The organism is Methylobacterium tardum, assembly GCF_023546765.1.
GTDB lineage: Bacteria > Pseudomonadota > Alphaproteobacteria > Rhizobiales > Beijerinckiaceae > Methylobacterium > Methylobacterium tardum.
The window spans coordinates 437501-453925 of record NZ_CP097484.1 but is presented as its reverse complement, the minus strand read 5'-3'; the positions used below and the strand labels follow the sequence as shown (position 1 = coordinate 453925).

The 16425-nt window shown below is 71.9% G+C and carries 14 protein-coding genes (1 of these 14 running past the window's edge); 6 read left to right on the top strand and 8 right to left on the bottom strand.

Going from position 1 to position 16425, the window contains the following annotated elements; translation table 11 throughout:
* Window positions 1–41: 41 nt before the first annotated feature.
* Window positions 42–308: a hypothetical protein gene (locus tag M6G65_RS02165; RefSeq protein ID WP_238196578.1), complete on the top strand. Its 267-nt coding sequence runs from the start codon at window positions 42–44 to the stop codon at window positions 306–308.
* A gap of 33 nt (window positions 309–341) precedes the next feature.
* Here the strand turns inward: M6G65_RS02165 and rfbA are convergent, their stop codons facing one another.
* From rfbA to rfbC, 4 genes are all read right to left on the bottom strand, one after another.
* A complete protein-coding gene (gene rfbA, locus M6G65_RS02160) occupies window positions 342–1241 on the bottom strand; it encodes a glucose-1-phosphate thymidylyltransferase RfbA (protein ID WP_238196579.1) in 900 nt (299 codons plus the stop codon).
* Window positions 1238–2143: a dTDP-4-dehydrorhamnose reductase gene (gene rfbD, locus M6G65_RS02155; protein WP_250103507.1), complete on the bottom strand. Its 906-nt coding sequence runs from the start codon at window positions 2141–2143 to the stop codon at window positions 1238–1240. The genes rfbA and rfbD overlap by 4 nt, the downstream gene beginning before the upstream one ends.
* Entirely contained in the window at window positions 2143–3192 is a 1050-nt protein-coding gene (gene rfbB / locus M6G65_RS02150; RefSeq protein WP_238196581.1) for a dTDP-glucose 4,6-dehydratase, read from the bottom strand. The genes rfbD and rfbB overlap by 1 nt, the downstream gene beginning before the upstream one ends.
* A 91-nt stretch (window positions 3193–3283) precedes the next feature.
* Complete coding sequence (gene rfbC / locus M6G65_RS02145; RefSeq protein WP_238196582.1) at window positions 3284–3835, bottom strand: dTDP-4-dehydrorhamnose 3,5-epimerase; 552 nt, start codon at window positions 3833–3835, stop codon at window positions 3284–3286.
* A 176-nt stretch (window positions 3836–4011) separates the two neighbouring features.
* Here rfbC and M6G65_RS02140 point away from each other — a divergent pair, with 176 nt between their 5' ends.
* Window positions 4012–4926, top strand: a complete 915-nt coding sequence (locus M6G65_RS02140; RefSeq protein WP_238196583.1) for a DUF6925 family protein — start codon at window positions 4012–4014, stop codon at window positions 4924–4926.
* 7 nt (window positions 4927–4933) lie between these two features.
* Here the strand turns inward: M6G65_RS02140 and queE are convergent, their stop codons facing one another.
* On the bottom strand, window positions 4934–5566 hold the full coding sequence (gene queE / locus M6G65_RS02135) for a 7-carboxy-7-deazaguanine synthase (RefSeq protein ID WP_238196600.1): 633 nt from the start codon (window positions 5564–5566) through the stop codon (window positions 4934–4936).
* A 254-nt stretch (window positions 5567–5820) separates the two neighbouring features.
* Here queE and M6G65_RS02130 point away from each other — a divergent pair, with 254 nt between their 5' ends.
* The 4 genes from M6G65_RS02130 to M6G65_RS02115 all read left to right on the top strand — a co-directional run bounded on the left by M6G65_RS02130 (window position 5821) and on the right by M6G65_RS02115 (window position 10259).
* Complete coding sequence (locus tag M6G65_RS02130) at window positions 5821–7359, top strand: D-alanyl-D-alanine carboxypeptidase family protein (protein ID WP_238196584.1); 1539 nt, start codon at window positions 5821–5823, stop codon at window positions 7357–7359.
* Window positions 7360–7419: 60 nt separating this feature from the next.
* Window positions 7420–8514: a CobW family GTP-binding protein gene (locus M6G65_RS02125; RefSeq protein ID WP_238196585.1), complete on the top strand. Its 1095-nt coding sequence runs from the start codon at window positions 7420–7422 to the stop codon at window positions 8512–8514.
* A gap of 104 nt (window positions 8515–8618) precedes the next feature.
* Window positions 8619–9482, top strand: coding sequence for a GNAT family N-acetyltransferase (locus M6G65_RS02120; RefSeq protein WP_250103506.1), 864 nt, complete (start codon window positions 8619–8621; stop codon window positions 9480–9482).
* A 63-nt stretch (window positions 9483–9545) separates the two neighbouring features.
* Window positions 9546–10259 (top strand): endonuclease III domain-containing protein, encoded by a 714-nt coding sequence (locus M6G65_RS02115; RefSeq protein WP_373323769.1) that lies wholly within the window; start codon window positions 9546–9548, stop codon window positions 10257–10259.
* 6 nt (window positions 10260–10265) lie between these two features.
* Here M6G65_RS02115 and M6G65_RS02110 read toward each other — a convergent pair whose 3' ends face one another.
* The 3 genes from M6G65_RS02110 to M6G65_RS02100 form a co-directional block, all read right to left on the bottom strand.
* The gene (locus M6G65_RS02110) at window positions 10266–10583 is read right to left on the bottom strand and encodes an HPr family phosphocarrier protein (protein ID WP_238196588.1); all 318 of its coding nucleotides are present in this window, start codon (window positions 10581–10583) and stop codon (window positions 10266–10268) included.
* Window positions 10584–10711: 128 nt separating this feature from the next.
* Window positions 10712–15061: a translocation/assembly module TamB domain-containing protein gene (locus M6G65_RS02105; protein WP_250103505.1), complete on the bottom strand. Its 4350-nt coding sequence runs from the start codon at window positions 15059–15061 to the stop codon at window positions 10712–10714.
* Window positions 15062–16425, bottom strand: partial view of an autotransporter assembly complex protein TamA gene (locus M6G65_RS02100; RefSeq protein WP_250103504.1) — the 3' portion only. It continues 592 nt past the right edge of the window; the window shows 1364 of its 1956 coding nt (coding positions 593–1956); its start codon lies beyond the right edge, outside the window; it ends in the stop codon at window positions 15062–15064.

Below are 16425 nucleotides of genomic sequence, written 5' to 3'. Positions count from 1 at the left end.
GTCACGGTCGCGTTACGCTCCGGCACGGAGCCCTTCGCACGATGACCCGCCCGATCACGATCCTCGGTCCCTCGATCCTCGCTCTGGTCCTGATGTCGGCCCTCGACACGGCCCAGTCTCAGACCGGCACGGGCCGTGGTCCCGCCTCGACGGCAGCCGCGCCGAACACCTCGTCGGTCGGTCGCGTCATGCCGCCGAGCCGCGGCGCCGGGGCGGCCACGCCGACCGCCAGGCGCGACCGGACGAGGCGCGAGGTTCAGAACGACCGGCTGATGCGCGGGATCTGCATCGGCTGCAACGCCCGGTGACCCGGCCCGGACTGTCGACCGTCGGTCGGACCGCTACTTGCCCCGGCGCAGGCGCAGGTCGTCCTCGCTCTCGCGGGCGAGCCGCAGCAGGTTCTGGCCGTAGGCGGTCTTGGCGAACATCTCGCCGCGGGCCACGAGCTGGTCGCGGGTGATGAACTTCTGCAGGTAGGCGATCTCCTCCAGGCAGGCGACCTGGAGGCCCTGGCGGTGCTGCAGGGTGCGGACGAACTCGCTCGCCTCCAGCAGGCTGTCGTGGGTCCCGGTATCGAGCCACGCGTAGCCGCGCGACATCCGCTCGACATGAAGCTGGCCGCGCTGGAGATAGGCCTCGTTGACGCTCGTGATCTCCAACTCGCCACGCGGCGAGGGCTTCACGTCGGCGGCGATGTCGAGCACCTGGTTGTCGTAGAAGTACAGGCCCGTGACCGCCCAGGTCGATTCCGGGTTCTGCGGCTTCTCGACGATCTTGGTCGGGCGGCCCGACTTGTCGAGGTTGACCACGCCGTAGGCCTGCGGGTTGTCGACGTGGTAGGCGAACACCGTCGCGCCCTGCCGGCGGGCGGCGGCGCGCTCCAGAAGCTCGCCCATGCCGGCGCCGAAGAACAGGTTGTCGCCGAGAATCAGCGCCACGTCGTCGTCGCCGACAAAGTCGCGCCCGATGACGAACGCCTGCGCGAGCCCCTCCGGCCGCGGCTGCAGCGCGTAGGAGAACTGAAGCCCGAACTGCTCGCCGGTGCCGAACAGCCGCTTGTAATTGTCGAGGTGCTCGGGCGAGGAGATGATCAGGATCTCGCGGATGCCGGCCAGCATCAGCACCGAGACCGGATAGTAGATCATCGGCTTGTCGTAGACCGGCAGCAGCTGCTTGTTGATCGACAGCGTGGCCGGGTGCAGCCGCGTGCCGGAGCCGCCGGCCAGAACGATGCCCTTCATGGCTTGGAAACTCCCTCTGAGACCGGCCCGACGAGCCGGTCCAGGATGTCGTCGAGCGCCGCCTGCCAGGGCCGCGGCGCGATGCCGTAGGCGTCCGTGAGGCTGTCGGTGGACAGGCGCGAATTGGCCGGCCGCCGGGCCGGCGTCGGGTAGGCGGAGGTCGGGATACCCTTGACCGGCACCGCGCGGCCGCCGCGGCGGGCCGAGCCCGCCACGATCGCCTCGGCGAAGCCGCGCCACGTGGTGTCGCCCGCGTTCACGCAGTGGAACGTGCCGGTGGGCGCCGCCGCATCGGTGGCCAGGCGCAGCGCGATCACCGCCAGCGCGGCCGCGAGGTCGGCGGCGGAGGTCGGGCAGCCGTGCTGGTCGCCGACCACGGTCAGGGCGTCGCGCTCGGCCGCGAGCCGCAGGATCGTCTTGACGAAGTTGCCCCGGTGCGGGCTCACCACCCAGGCGGTCCGGACGATCGCGTGGCGCGGGTTGCCGGTCCGCACCGCCAGCTCGCCCGCGGCCTTGCTGGCCCCGTAGACGCTCTGCGGGTCGATGGCGTCGTCCGGCGCGTAGGCCCCGTCGGTCTTGGTGCCGGCGAACACGTAGTCGGTCGAGACGTGGACAAGCGGGATCTGCCGCGCCGCCGTGGCGGCCGCCAGGATCGCCGGCGCGAGCGCGTTGAGGCGCCACGCCGCGACCACGTCGGACTCGGCCTTGTCGACGGCCGTGTAGGCGGCGGTGTTGATCACGACCCGATAGTCCCGGGCCGCCAGCGCCGCCGCGACGGTGTCTGCGTCGGTGATGTCGAGATCCGCGCGGCCGGGCGCGTGCACGGACACGTCGCCGGGCCAGGACAGCGCCTGCAGCTCGGTGCCGACCTCGCCGGCGCCGCCGAGGACGAGGATGTCCATCAGCCGTTGAGCCCCAGGCGCTCGCCCTTGTACCGGCCCTCGCGGATCGGGCGCCACCAGCTCTCGTTGTCGAGGTACCAGGCGACCGTCGCCTCCAGCGCCTGCTCGAAGGTCTTCTGCGGGCGCCAGCCGAGCTCGGTCTCGGCCTTGGTGCAGTCGATGGCGTAGCGCCGGTCGTGGCCCGGACGGTCGGCCACGAAGCTGATCAGCTGCTCGTGCGGGGCGTTCTCGGGGCGCAGCCGGTCGAAGGCGGCGCACAGCGCTTTCACCACCGCGAGGTTGTTGCGCACCGCCCGGCCGCCGAGGAGGTAGGTCTCGCCGATCCGGCCGCGCTCCAGCACGGCGACGAGGCCCTTGGCGTGATCCTCCACGTGGATCCAGTCGCGCTCGTTCAGGCCGTCGCCGTAGACCGGCAGCTTCCGGCCCTCGAGGGCATTGAGGATCATCAGCGGGATCAGCTTCTCGGGGAAGTGCCGCGGCCCGTAATTGTTCGAGCAGTTGGTCACCAGCACCGGCAGGCCGTAGGTCTCGTGCCAGGCGCGGGCGAGGTGGTCGGAGGCCGCTTTCGAGGCCGAGTAGGGCGAGCGCGGATCGTAGCGGCTGTCCTCGGTGAAGAACGCGTCCGGCGGCAGCGAGCCGTAGACCTCGTCGGTGGAGACGTGGAGGAACCGGAAGGTCTTCTTCTCGGCCTCCGGCAGGGCCTCAAAGTGGCCGCGGGCGCCGTCCAGCATGGTCTGGGTGCCGATGACGTTGGTGCGCACGAAGGCGCCCGGATCGGTGATCGAGCGGTCGACATGGCTCTCGGCGGCCAGGTGCATCACCGCCTGCGGCTTGAAGTCGGCATAGGCCTTCTGGACGGCCTCGCGGTCGCAGATATCGGCCTCGACCAGGCGGTGGCGCGGGTTGTCGGCGAGCGGCGCCAGGGAGACCGGATTGGCCGCGTAGGTCATCGCGTCGAGGGTGCAGACCTCGTGGCCGAGGTCGTTGACGAGGTGCAGCACCAGCGCCGAGCCGATGAAGCCGCAGCCTCCGGTCACCAGGATGCGCATGGCGAAAACCCTCTTGAAGAATCGTCTTGAACAGAATGACGGGGCAGAAGACCGGCCGGCGTGACCAAATTACGGCCGCGTCCCGCGGATATCAGAACACCCGCCCGAGATCGGCGAGCTTCGGGGCGCGGCGGTCCTTGTCGGAGAGGATCGCCGCCTCGGACGAGACCGGCCACGGGATCCCGACCTCCGGATCGTTCCAGGCGAGGGCCCGGTCGTGCTCGGGGCTGTAGTAATCGTCGACCTTGTAGGCGACCATGACGTCGGGGGTCAGGGTGCAGAAGCCGTGCGCGAAGCCGTGCGGGATGAACAGCTGCTCGCCTTTGTCGGCATCCAGCGTCACGGCCACGAACTTGCCGAAGGTCGGCGAGCCGCTGCGGATGTCCACCGCCACGTCGAGGATCGCGCCCTGCAGGACGCGGATCAGCTTGGCCTGCGCCCGGGGGGCGATCTGGAAGTGCAGGCCGCGGATCGTCCCCTGCGGCGCCGAGAAGGACTGATTGTCCTGGACGAAGGCGGTGGTGATGCCGGCCCGCCCGAGGGCGTCGGCCCGGAACGTCTCGGAGAACCAGCCGCGCGCGTCGCCGAAGCGCTTCACCACGATGCGCTTCACGTCCGGAATCTCGGTCTCGATGACGTCCATGCCAGCGCCCTTCCCGCGGATCCTGTCGCGAGGCTCAGCGGACGCTGCCGCTTCGGCGGCTCCGAGCCGTGCAGCCGCCGCGCCGAACGCAACCGCGATGATCGGCCCGCGACTTCCGGTCATTCGCCGGCCGTGTCAAGGCGTTGTCCATGCGCTGCCGTTCGCGAGGAGAGCTGATGACGGGCGGATCGCGACATTCCGTGCCCGCCTTGCTGCTCGAGCAACTCGCCGATCCGGCCTGCGCCTGGAGCTTGGGCAGCTACGGAGCTGTCGCGGTCTTCTGCCGGGATCCTGGAGAGTCGGTTCGGACCCTCGCGGATGATCGGATCGGGCTGGTCACCGGCCGAGGAGCCGTGGCGCTGACCGCGTCCGCCGATCTGAGGCCGTTCGCCTACGAGACCGGCTTCTCGGGCGGCTGGAGCCAGGCGGTCGCTTTGTGCCTGCCGAGGGACGCCTGTGCGATGGGCCGACGCACCGTCCTGACCGAGCTCGGACCCGACGCGGCGGCTGCGCGGCCGCAGGATCGCGCGGGCATCCTGTTCGATCTCGGGTTGGGCCTCGAGGCGGTGGATGCCTGCGTGCGCGTGGCCGAACCGGCGGCCATCGATCGCCTCCGGGCCGGAAGCGGTCGTCCGCTCCTTGCCGCGGGCGACACGCTCCGCGCTGCCCTGGCGGCTCTGAGCCCGCATCGGGTATTCGTCGCCCGGTTCGGGCGGATCGAGGTCTACACGCCGATCCCACCGGCGGGCGGGACGACGCCCCCGGGGCCGCACAGCCATGTGCTGCCCCGATTGTTGCGGCTCCGGCGGACGCACGCGGCGACAGCGCCGATCCCGCCCGGCTGGGTGCCGTGCGCCAGCCTGCACCCGGGCCATCCCTGCAGAGACATGATGGGCCGGCCCGTGCCGCTCGACGCGGAACGTCACGCCGCCTTCGGTCACCTGCTCGAGGACTGGGGCGATCCGGCGCTCGCCGCTCTGCGGCGCGCGGTGCTGGCCGGGCACGAGCCCGATCCGCAATCGGTTACCGGACGTGCGGCGCGGTCCGCGCTTCGGGCCGCACGGGCCCAGCGCCGAGCCATGCCCGGGTGAGCGCGGCTCAGGGGATGCCGATTATCTTGTGGGTCTGCAGCGACAGGCGCCAGCGGGCGTCCCGGCGGCAATAAGCAATTGCGGCCTCCGTGCTGGCGACCCGGTCCGGCCCGTCCATCGGCTGGAGGAAGCGGTGGCGGAAGCCGAGGCCGACGAAGTCGGCGGGGTCGGCGTCCGCCTGCGGGTAGACCAGCTTCAGCTCGTGGCCGGTGGTCTGCGCGAGGGCGTTGCCGCCCTTCGGGCTGACGCAGATCCAGTCGATGCCCGGCGGCGCCGGCAGCGTGCCGTTGGTCTCGATCGCGATCTCGAACCCGCGGGCATGGACCGCCGCGATCAGAGCCTCGTCGAGCTGCAGCAGCGGCTCGCCGCCCGTGAACACCACGTAGTGGTTCTCCGGCCCGCCGGCCCAGGTCTGGGCGATCGCGTCGGCCAGCGCGTCCGCGTCGGCGAAGCGCCCGCCGCCCTCCCCGTCCATGCCGATGAAGTCGGTGTCGCAGAAGCGGCACGCCGCCGCCGCACGGTCGGCCTCGCGCCCGGACCAGAGGTTGCAGCCGGCGAACCGGCAGAACACCGCCGCGCGCCCCGCCTGGGCGCCCTCGCCCTGAAGGGTGTGGAAAATCTCCTTGACCGCGTAAGCCACTGTCGTCCCAGCCATCGTCCTGCGCGACGCGCCGCTTGCACATAGGCGGTGGACGGCTTGTGGACCACCGACAACCACGCCGCGCAGACCCGCCGTGCGGTCTCGCCTTGCTCTTGCCACGGTGGACCCGTTCATGCCGTGATGCAGCGCGGCGACCGAACGCGGCCGTCCGGGTTGTGCCTGTAACCGGCCGGCGGCCGGAAGGCCGACGCCTCGGCGTCGGCCCTGGCGATCCTCTGACGAGTCGGGCTCGAATGTCCTCTTCTCTCCTCCGGCGATTGTCCGTCGGGCTTGCGGCGCTGACGGGTCTCCTCGGCACGAGCCTGATCGGGATCCGCGCCGCGGACGCCGTCACGGTTCCGATCCTGGTGGCCGACGTGGATTCCGGCAAGGTGATCTACGCGCAGGCGCCGACCGATCCCTGGTACCCGGCCTCCATCACCAAGCTGATGACCACCTACGTCGCCCTCGATCTGGTGCGGCAGGGGAAGGTCTCGCTCGATTCGATGATCACCATCTCGGCGGCCGCCGCCGCGGAGCCGCCCTCAAAGATGGGCTTCAAGCCGGGGACGCAACTCACCCTCGACAACGCCCTCAAGATCATCATGGTGAAGTCGGCCAACGACATCGCCTACGCGATCGGCGAGAATCTCGGCGGCTCGATCGACACCTTCGCCGCCATGATGAACGAGACCGCGGTGCGGATCGGCATGCGCGACAGCCACTGGTACAATCCCAATGGCCTGCCCGACCCCCGCCAGTGGACCTCGGCCCGTGACATGGCGGTGCTCGCCCGGGCGCTGATCCGCGACTTCCCGGATTCGCATGACCTGTTCTCGATCTCGGCGATCCAGTTCGGCCGCGCCGTGATGCCGAACCACAACGGCCTGCTCGGCCGCTATCCCGGCACCGACGGGATGAAGACCGGCTTCATCTGTTCGGGCGGCTTCAACGTCGTGGCGACCGCGACCCGCAACGGCCGCCGGATCGTCACCATCGTGATGGGCCAGCCGAGCCCGCGCGAGCGCGACGTGAAGACCGCCGACCTGTTCGACTACGCCTTCGGCCAGAGCGCGGGCTGGACCAGCCCAACCCTCGAGGCGCTGCCGGCCTCGGCGCTGCCGGCGCCGCCGGACATGCGGCCCTTCGTGTGCGGTGGCAAGAAGCCGCCCGCCATCGAGGACGGGCCCGGCGCGCTGAGCGCCCCCGGCTCGGCAGCGCAGCTGATCGGCGGCTCGGCGGCCAATTCCCCGGCCCTCGCGCTCGCCGCCTTCTCGAACCCGGCATTGCGCGCCCGGAGCCTGCCGCCCCGGGCTCCCCTCCAGCCGATCGCCGTCTGGATCGGCCGCAATCCGGCCGAGGGTCAGCAGATCCTCGAGAGCCAGGAGGCCGAGCAGAAGGCTGCGGCCGCCAACACCCGCGCGGCGAAGCTCGAAGCCGCCAAGGCCAAGCGTCTCGCCGCCCTCGAGGCGGCCAAGCAGGCCCGCGAGGCGCGGGCGGAGCGTGCCCAGGCTGCCCGAGAGGCTGCCAAGGAGGCCGCCAAGACGACGGCCAAGCCGGCGCCGAAACTCGCCGCGAAGGCGGGCCGCCCGCTGCCGCACGCGGCCAGCGCCTATACCGCCGTCGAGACGCCGTCGATGCCGGAGGCCAAGCCCGGCAAGGGCCTGTCGAAGCCGGCCGCGAAGGCCACCGCGCACAAGCCAGCGCCGGCCAAGGCGGCGCCTGCCAAGGAGTCAACCGGCAAGTCGGCGGCCAAGAAGCCGGCGGCCAAGAAAGCCGCGGCCGAGGAATAGGACTTGCCGCTCGGCGCCGGCGCGTTGCCGCGGGCGCCGGCAGACCCCACTTCGACGCCCATGTCACTCAGTCCCGCGCCTGCCCCGGATCCGCGCCGCCCGGAGCCGATCCCGCTCACCGTGCTCACCGGATTCCTGGGCGCCGGCAAGACCACGCTGCTGAACCGGCTCCTGCGTGACCCCGCGCTCGCCGACACGGTGGTGATCGTCAACGAGTTCGGCGAGATCGGTCTCGACCACCTCCTGATCGAGACGGTCGACGAGGACATGATCCTTCTGGGCGCCGGCTGCCTGTGCTGCACGGTGCGCGGCGACCTGATCGCGACGCTGGAGGATCTGCTGCGCAAGCGCGACAACGGCCGGATCCGGCCGTTCCGCCGCGTGGTGATCGAGACCACCGGCCTCGCCGACCCGGCGCCGATCCTGCACGCGCTGATCTATCACCCGTATCTCGTGCTCCGGTACCGGCTTCAGGCCGTCGTGACCGTGGTGGATGCCGTCACGGGGGCGGCGACCCTCGACGCCCATCCGGAGGCTGTGCGGCAGGCCGCGGTCGCCGACCGGCTCGTCCTCACGAAGGCGGATCTGACGGGCGATACGGCCGGGATTCGCGCACGGCTCGCCGCGCTCAATCCGGCGGCCCCGATCGTCCTCCCGGCGGAACCCGCGGACGCGCTGCTCGGCGGGCTGTTCGGCCTCGACGGCAAGGCGGCCGACGTCCGGGCGTGGCTGGGTGACGCGACGCTGGCGGAGGCGGATCTTCACGCGCACGACGTGAACCGGCACGACGCGTCGATCCGGGCCCTGTGCCTGACCAGCGAAGCCCCGGTGCCCCGCCCCGCTTTCGAGATGTTCATGGACCTGCTGCGGTCAGGCCATGGGCCGAAGCTGCTGCGGCTGAAGGGCATCGTCGCGCTCGCCGACGATCCCGACCACCCCATCGTGGTACACGGAGTGCAGCACGTGTTCCACGCGCCCCTGACGCTGCCGGCCTGGCCCGATCCCGACCACACGTCCCGGCTCGTGCTGATCCTGCGCGACTTGGATCCGGCCTTCGTGCATCAGTTGTGGGACGCGTTCCTGGGGCGCCCGCGTGTGGACGCCCCGGATGCCGCCGCCCTCACCGACAATCCCCTCGCGCTGTCGGGTTTCTGAGAGCCGGCGCGCGGCATCGTCCTTGAAACCATCGACCCGAATGGCGCTTCCGCAGCGCCGGATCGTCCCGAAATGGGACGACGCGTCGACAGGCAGGACAGGCGATGGCGCCACGCTTCACCGTGATACAGGGCGGCCTGCTCGAGAGGGCGGCGCCCGCGACGCAGACGGTTTCCGGCTTCGGGGAAAGCCGCGCGGCCTGGCGGGTCGATCTGCGCAGGCCCGGTGCCGTGGATGCGGCGTCCGTTTCCGCCTGGCGGGCACTGCTGGTCAGGAACGCCGTCAACGATCCGCTGCGCGACCCCGATCACCTGCTGCCGCTTGCCCAGCACCGTCCGGCCGGGCGCCGGATCGCGGTGGCCCTCGCCTGGGACCGGGACGCCGAGACCGGTCTTGAAGCGCTGCGCGGCGTGGTGCCGCTAGCGATGCCCCATCCCGTCCTGGGCGGCCGCGCCGTGCCCTGGCAGCCGGACGAGGCGGAGGTCGCCGCCCTGGTCGAGACGGCGGCCGCAGAGGCGGTGGATCGCGCCCTGCGGGCGCGGCTCGGCGCGCTGCGTCGCCCGATCCGCCTCGCGGGAGCGGTCGAGCCCGCGCGCAACCCGGTCCCCTTCCGCCCCGTCCTCGCGGCGCGCCGCGCGGCACCGCCGCGGCGGATCCCGGCCGACAGCCTCGTCGGCGTCCGGCCCGAGGGCTGGGAGCTGCCTGGATCCGAGATCGTCGCGGTGAACGGGCCCGACGCGGTGCGCGATGCGGTCGAGACCTTTCTCACCCTCGACGCCCGGACCGCCAAACGCCCGATCATCGCGGATCCGGCCGAGGCCTCGTTCGTCCGGGTGGTGAGCCGCCTGTTTGCCCGCCGCGGCGCGTTGCGGGTCGAGTTCCTGCGCCGGGCCGGCGAGGTCGTGGCCGGAACCCTTCATCTCGGCGCCGGGCCGAGCGCCGTGCCCTGGCGGCGGGCGAGGGTCTGACCGGTCAATCCGCCGCGCGCGGTGCGGCTGTCGGAGCGCCCGCCGGGGCTCTAGCTCGCCTTCATGGCGCGCCACACAACCCAAGGTCTCCCAACCGCCCCACGCCGGACGTCCACCGGCCGGGCGATCTCGCCTCCCGAGACCGGAGACGCGGACCGTGTCGCGGCCGTGCTCGCACGTCTGGCCGAGGCCGACCCGGATCCAAAGGCCGGGCTCGACCAGACCGACCCGTTCCGCCTGCTCGTGACGGTGCTGCTCTCGGCCCAATCCACCGGGCCGACCGTGTCCCGCATCGCCGACGTGCTGTTTTCCGAAGTCCGGGATCCGGCCGGGATGCTGGATCTGGGCGAGGCGCGCATCACCGAGATCATCCGCCCGGTCGGGCTCGGGCCGTCCAAGGCGCGCAACATCGTCAAGCTTTCGGCCGCCCTGATGTCGGAATTCGGCGGCGCGGTCCCGCGCAGCGCCGCGGAGATGCGCCGCCTGCCGGGCATTGGCCGCAAGAGCGCGGAAGTGACGGCGAATTTCGCGTTTCATGAGCCGGTGATCGCGGTCGATACGCATGTCTTCCGCGTATCGAACAGGATACCGCTGGCGCCGGGCGCCACCGTCGATGCCGTCGCCGACGGACTCGCCCGGATCGTGCCGGAGCGGTTCAAGGACGGCGCGCATGTCTGGCTGTTCCGTCACGGCCGGGACACCTGCACGGCCCGCAAGCCGGCCTGCCCGCGCTGCCTCGTCGCGGATCTGTGCACCTGGCCGGGGAAGGCGACCTGAAAGTCGCTACTCGTCTTCGCCGAAGCGGTTGGCGAGCAATGCCTCGATGGCGTCGAGGCACGGCTCGGCATCCTGACCGACGGCCGTCACGGCGATGCGGGTGCCCATGGCGGCGCCCAGGGTCAGCAGGCCCATGATCGAGCGGCCGCCGACCGTCTCGCCCGCCCGGGTCACCGTGACCGCGGCTTGGTAGCGCTCGACGGTCTGCACGAACTTCGCGGAGGCGCGGGCATGCAGGCCGCGCCGATTGATGATCGGCAGCATCCGGAGGAACCCGCCCTCCGGCACCGGGACGTCGTCGTCCGTCTCGAAAAGCTCGTCCATCGTTCTGGATGTTTCCCGCCCGATCCGCGGCTGCCGGGGCCGCTTGCGCTGAACCTAAACCATTGACCGGGCGTGTCGATCCCGAACCGCCACGCCGATCGGGCCGATCTCCGTGGGTCCGCCGCCGACTACCACTCGTATTCGGCGCCGACGCCGAGGCTGGTGCGGCCGTCGCTCCCCGCCTCACCCTTCAGCTTGATCCGCCGCGTCACGTCGAAATCGACGCCGACCGCCGTGTCGGCGGGCTTGGCACCGGCCTTCACGCCGACGCTGACCCGGTCCGAGATGTAGCGCGAGGCGCCGAGCGCCGGCCCGCCGCTGGCCCCGGTCGAGACGTCGAGGCTGTCGAGTCCAAGGCCCTTGCGCGCCTGCTCGAACAGGTCCGGTCCGGCGGCGCCGCCCGAGAGCTGCGCGACCGCCTGCGCGAGCTGCAGGGCCTGGAACGGCGACAGGCCGCCGGCCGCCTTCTTGAACAGCAGGCGCGACAGGATCTCGTCCTGCGGTAGGACCGGGTCGGAGGTCAGGGCGAATTGCGGTGCGTCCGCCGGCCCCGAGACTGCGACGCGCGCGGTCACGTCGCCGGCCTTGGTCTCGGCGGCAAAGTCGAGTTCGGGCGTGGTCAGACTACCCGCGAAGGTCAGCTTGCCGCGGCTGAAATCGAGGCGCTGCCCGACGAGTTCGAGGCGGCCGCGGCGCATCGCGAAGGCGCCGACGGCGTTGGGCGCCGCGGAGGTGCCGGTGACCCGCAGCGAACCTCCGAGCTCCGCGTCGATCCCGCGGCCGCGCACGAAGATGCGGCTCGGTGCATCCACCGTCACGTCGAGGGTGGCGTCGAACGGCACGGCGGGCTTCTTCGGACGCCGCCCCGGGCTGATCGCGGCCTTCCGGTCCGCCCGCTGCGCCAGGCGCGCCCGGACGTCCGGCGAGGTGTTGACGTGGCGCACGCCCGGCAGAGGCCGAACGGTCGCGGGAAGGCGATCCGGCACGGCGACGTCGATCGACACGACATTCACCCGGCCGGCGATGCGCGGCGTCCGCACCAGCGGGCCGGCCAGCGTGAGATCGGCGCTCGACACGGCCGTCATCAGCGGGCCCGAGACCAGCTCGGCCCTGTCGGCCACGACGTGGAAGCTGCCGGGAAAGTCCGGCTGCAGGGCCACACGCCCGGTGACCGAGACCCGGCCGCCGTTGCGGGTCGCGGCGTTGAGCCGCTCGACCACGAGGCTGTCCCCCTGGCCGGTAACCCGCCCCTCGATTGCGGTGAGCCGAATACCGTTGAGCGGGTCGGTGAAGCTGCCGCCGGTCAGCACCGCCGCGCCCTGTGCCCGGGGCGCCGCCAGCGTGCCGGTGACGCCGCCGTCGATCGCGACCCGGCCGGTAACGCTCTGGCCGCCGACGCTGAGCATGGAATTGGCCAGCGCCGCCTCAAGGGTCCCGCGGGCGCGCAGGTCGAGGGGACCGCCGGGCTCGACCGGCAGCGTCCCGGCCACCGTCAGGGCGACGCCGCGCCCGGCCGTCACGCGCCCGTCGACGCTGGCCTTCCCGTCCGACAGGGTTCCTTTGGCGCTGGCATCGATCGGCGGCAGGCCGGCCTGCCGGGTCTGCGGCGCCACCAGCTTGGCGATCGTGAGCGCGTAGCGACCCTCGGGCCGGTCGGCCGGCCCGCGCAGCTCGGCCTCGCCGTCCAAAGTCCCCGACAGCGCGAGATCGGGGGCGGCGATCCGGGCGAGCGAGAGCGGCAGCGCGCGAAGCGCCACCTGCAGATCGAGGTCGCGCCCGGCCCGGCCCGCGACCGTGATCTGCCCGGAGCCCGCCGCGATCGCGATATTGTCGATCACCGCGCCGCCGTCGCGCAGGGTGATCGTGGCCGGTCCGCTCAGGGCGAAGCGGTCAGCGCCGCGGGTGGCCGCGAACCGCTGGATCTCGATGCGCGTCTCCTCGGCCGGAACGAGCCGGGCGGCGGCGTCGAGTCCGAACCCGCGGGCCTTGGCGGTCAGCGTCACGTCGCTGCCGCTCGGGTTGGCGACGGCGGCGAACCGGACCGCATCGATCTGCTGTCCGGCGGCAAGCAGCCGGTCGGCGTCAAGGCGCCCGTCCAGGACCGGATGGGCCCGGAGGTCGCGGCCCCTGAGATCGGCGTCGAGCCGGGTCAGGCCATAGGTCCCGTAGCGCAGGGCGGCCCCGCTCGCCCGGATGACAGCATCCTGGCGCCCGTCGTCCCGGGTGAGGGTCACGCCGGCATCGAGCCGTCCCGCGATCGGCTCCGGCGCCAGCGGTGAGAGATCCTCCAGATTGCCGGCCCGCACCGCCAGCGAACCGGTCGACAGCCAGGTCTCGGCCGCGACCCGCGCATTTCCCTCTACCGCGACGGAGCCGAGATTCAGCGCGAGCCGGTCGACAACCCAGTCGGCACCGGCGTGCGCGACGTGGGCCTCGCCGGTGAGTGGCTTGCCGGCGACGTCGCCGCCGAGACGCAGGCTGCCGTCCGGAGCCAGAAGTGCGTCCTTCAGGATTGCTTCGACCCGCAGGTCCCGGATCGGCTTGCCGTCGGCCGTGGCGGCGGGCGCCGTCAGGATCGCCGCGAGGTCCGGGTGCTCAAGGGAGCCGGTGAGCCGCGCATCGATGCCGGCGCGCCCCGTCAGACGCCCGTCAAGATCGGCGAGGCTCTTCAGGTCGAGCCGGCCGGCCACATCGGCTTTGGCTGAGGTCGCCTCCCCCTGGAGCGTCGCGGTCAGGCCGGTGCCGTCCAGGCGCAGATGGTCGAAGCCGTAGCCGTCGTAGGATTGCGCGATTCGTCCTTGAAGGCTCGGCGCGCGTCCCAGGGCGCGGTCCGCGGCCGCGAATCCGGTGACGAGCTTCGCCGTTGTGAGGTCGAGATCGGCTGCCAGGGCTTTGCGGGCCGGATCGTGGCCGCTGAGCCGCGCCTTGGCGTCCAGGCTGCCCGCCAGGCCGCGCCCCGCGATGCCGGAGAAGACCGCGAGATCCGGCAGGGCGGCGGTGACGGTCCCGGTCAGCGTGTTCTGGCCGATGCGCCCGGCATAGGTCGCCCGCGCCGTTTCGGCGTCGAAGCGGAGCGCGGCGACGTCCACCACGCCGTCCGGGCCGGAGGTCGCCCGCAGCGTGAGCTGTGCGCGGCTGCCGACGGCCCGGCGCAAGGCCGGATCGGCGAGCCGCAGCCCCTCGACCGTGCCGTCCGCGCTGATTGCGAAACGCTGCGTCGCGGCCTCGCCCTGCGGCTCGACACCGAGACGCGCCGCGATGTGCTCCAGGGCCGAGTCGCGGCTGCGCAGACCCTCCGCTTCGAGGCTGCCGCGGATCGTCGGCCCCGTGATCGGGCCTTTCAGGCTGCCGTCGAACACAAGCTTGCCGATCTCGGCCTCCCCGGCCCGGGTGACCGCGCCTTCGGTCGGCAGGGCGCGGGCCTGGAGCGTCAGGTCGGCGATCCGGTCCTTGGACAGGCTGCCACCCGCCGCGAGACGGGCGGTGCGGGAGGTCAATTCCAACCGGTCGATCCGGAAGGCGCCGCTGTCGGCGAAGGCCAGACCGCCTTCGAGCTTGGTCGTGCCCGCGAACACCGAGGCCGCCGGCCCCGGCACGAGGCCCTCGATCCGCGCCGCGAGATCGAGGGCGAGCCGGCGCTCGGCACCGATGCGGGAGATCTTCGCGCCGCCCTTGGCGCCGATCTCCGGCCCGGCGGCGAAGTCGAGCTTGGCGGACCACGCGTCGAGCGTCCCCGTCCCGTCGAGATCGAAGTCGATGGGCGGCGCCCCGGGAATGTTGGCCGCCCGCGAGAGCAGGCCTCCCGCCGGCTCGATCAGGTTCGCCTTCACATCAAGACGATCGCCTGTCGGCACGTAGAGCAGGCTGAGCAGGAACCGCCCGGCCGCATCGATGCGCTGCGCCCGGGCCTGCAGGTCGAGCCCTTCGCTCGCCGCGCCGAGTCGCGCCCGCCCCTCGGCCGAGAGCCGGGCCGGCTGCCCGGCGACCGCCTCGCCGAGCACCAGCTCGGCCAGCTTGAACCCCTTGATCTCGACCTTCACGGGCAGGTCCGGCAGCAGCTTGCCGTCGGGCTTGGCCTCGGGCGGGGTCGGGCCGGGCACCGGGCGGCGCAGCACTTCGAGACGCCCGATCTCGAGGCTGTCCACCTCCAGCCGCCCCGACAGCAGCGCGAGCCGGCGCCAGACGATCCGCGCCTTGTCGAGCTTCAGCCAGACGCCGTCGCGGTCGCTCACCGCGACGTCGCGTATCGTGGCGTCGGACGACAGGGCACCGTCCACAGCGCCGATGGCCACCCGCGACGACGGCGTCGACAGCACCCGCGAGAGCAGCCCGCCAAGTACTGTTTTATCGCCCTCGTCGGCGCGCGTCAGCGTGACAGCCGTGGTCAGAAGGACGGCGAGTCCGATCAGGAGGCAGGCCAGGCACCCAGCCCTGCCGAAGGCCCGTCGCGCGTCTGTCAGCCCGTGAACAACAGCCATTCAGAACGCCTGCCCCAGGCTGAGATACAGGACGGCCGGTCGCACGTGGCCGCCCTTATAGGGGTCGAGCGGGAAGGCGAGATCCGCGCGGATCGGGCCGATCCCGGTGTAGTAGCGCAGGCCGATGCCGACCGATTTCCGGATCTTCTCGCCGAAATCCGGCACCGCGGAGGCGAAGGCCGTGCCTGCGTCGAAGAACGGCACCACCCCGATCGTGTCGGTGACCTTGATGCGGGCCTCCAGCGAGGCTTCCAGCAGGCTGCGGCCGCCGATCGGCAGGTTGTAAGGCCCGATCGGGCCGAGGGTCCGGTAGGGATAGCCGCGCACCGAGCCGCCGCCGCCCGCGAAGAAGCGGAAATTGTCCGGGATGTCGCTCAGCGGCGCGCCGGCGACCGAGCCGAACCCGACTCGGCCCGCCAGGATGTACCGCGCTTCCGCGTCGAGGGCGTAATAAGTCGAGCCCTGCGCCTTCGCGACCACGATTCCGGGCGACGAGACCGCGCCGGGATAGACGGCGAGCGACGCGATCGCCCGCACACCACGGGTCGGATCGAGGAGGTTGTCGGTGGAATCGTAGGTCACCGAGGCCGGAACGCCGATCAGCCGGTAATTGACCGTGCCGAGGGCATCCTTCGACCGGCCGACCTGCGCGTCGAGCCCGACCTGCGCCGAGAACGTGTCGGAGAAGCGGTGCCGGATCGCCGCCGACGCGCCGCCGCCATCCACCAGATAGCTCTGCTGCACTTCGCGGGTGACGAAGGCATTGGCGAGAAGGTCGTTCCGGCTGCCCCAGAGCGCCGGCTGGACGTAGGTCGCCGACAGGCGGCCGCCGAGACCGTTGGTGCCGATCCCGGCGATTTTGCGCTGGGTCGCGAACGGATCGTTGCCGAGGCCGAGATAGTAGATGTCCGCATCGAGCCGGAAGGTCTCCCCGCCGCCGAACAGGTTGCGGTTGGCGTAGTAGGCGCGCACGCCCGGCCCATCGACCGTCGAGTAGCGCGCCGACACCCCCACGAGGTTGCGCTCGCGCTCGCTGAGATCGACGAACAGTGGAAGGTTGCCGTCGGCGTCGAGTGCCGTGCCCTCGCGGACCCGCACCCCTCCAATGCCCTCGATCCGCGCCACCGAGCGCCGGATCGCTGCCACTGCCTGCGGCGAGTACGGGTCACCCGGCTCGGCATAGATGAACGAGCGGATCGTCGCCGGATCGATGCCGGGGGCTCCGCTGACGGAAACCGGCCCGAGACGCGCGATCGGGCCCGGATCGATCGTGAAGGTCACGTCCATCACGTGGGCGGTATCGTCCACCACCGGATCGCGGCGGATCGCCTTGGCGAAGGGATGCCCCTGAGCCCGGAAATGGT

Bases quoted from the DNA above. Each gene is read 5' to 3' on its own strand.
- M6G65_RS02115 (WP_373323769.1), top strand. From the start codon at position 9,546: ATGGCGCGCCACACAACCCAAGGTCTCCCAACCGCCCCACGCCGGACG.
- M6G65_RS02130 (WP_238196584.1), top strand. From the start codon at position 5,821: ATGTCCTCTTCTCTCCTCCGGCGATTGTCCGTCGGGCTTGCGGCGCTG.
- rfbD (WP_250103507.1), bottom strand. From the start codon at position 2,143: ATGGACATCCTCGTCCTCGGCGGCGCCGGCGAGGTCGGCACCGAGCTG.
- M6G65_RS02110 (WP_238196588.1), bottom strand. From the start codon at position 10,583: ATGGACGAGCTTTTCGAGACGGACGACGACGTCCCGGTGCCGGAGGGC.
- M6G65_RS02140 (WP_238196583.1), top strand. From the start codon at position 4,012: ATGACGGGCGGATCGCGACATTCCGTGCCCGCCTTGCTGCTCGAGCAA.
- M6G65_RS02165 (WP_238196578.1), top strand. From the start codon at position 42: ATGACCCGCCCGATCACGATCCTCGGTCCCTCGATCCTCGCTCTGGTC.
- M6G65_RS02120 (WP_250103506.1), top strand. From the start codon at position 8,619: ATGGCGCCACGCTTCACCGTGATACAGGGCGGCCTGCTCGAGAGGGCG.
- M6G65_RS02105 (WP_250103505.1), bottom strand. From the start codon at position 15,061: ATGGCTGTTGTTCACGGGCTGACAGACGCGCGACGGGCCTTCGGCAGG.
- rfbC (WP_238196582.1), bottom strand. From the start codon at position 3,835: ATGGACGTCATCGAGACCGAGATTCCGGACGTGAAGCGCATCGTGGTG.
- rfbB (WP_238196581.1), bottom strand. From the start codon at position 3,192: ATGCGCATCCTGGTGACCGGAGGCTGCGGCTTCATCGGCTCGGCGCTG.
- rfbA (WP_238196579.1), bottom strand. From the start codon at position 1,241: ATGAAGGGCATCGTTCTGGCCGGCGGCTCCGGCACGCGGCTGCACCCG.
- M6G65_RS02125 (WP_238196585.1), top strand. From the start codon at position 7,420: ATGTCACTCAGTCCCGCGCCTGCCCCGGATCCGCGCCGCCCGGAGCCG.